Annotated in this window: 1 protein-coding gene; it reads right to left on the bottom strand. The window is 53.6% G+C overall.

Annotated elements, in window-relative coordinates; all coding sequences use genetic code 11:
• A partial coding sequence (locus QCD70_RS19015) for a hypothetical protein (protein ID WP_301219194.1) occupies positions 1-274 on the bottom strand: 274 nt, incomplete at both ends.

Raw genomic sequence — 274 nt, 5'->3', positions numbered from 1 at the left:
CTTACCTTTCGGGAAACGATCCAGTGACGCTTTCATCTCCGGCACCAGCAGCATGTCATCCACCGCTTTGCCCTGATTACGCTTCTCTGAACCGATCTGCTCACGGAAGGCAAAATTGTTGGCATTGATGTTGTCGTAGAACCAGACTTCGCTCTGCATCGCAAACAGCTCAGAGGTGAAGCCCAGCTCTTTCATCACCGCAAACACATTCTGCTCTTTCAGCGTGCGGCCCGGATTATCCATAGTGCCGCCTTCGCGCACGAACATGCAGCGC

This window comes from Agreia sp. PsM10 (assembly GCF_030433855.1).
GTDB lineage: Bacteria > Actinomycetota > Actinomycetes > Actinomycetales > Microbacteriaceae > Agreia.
This window is presented reverse-complemented; position numbering and strand designations above follow the sequence as displayed.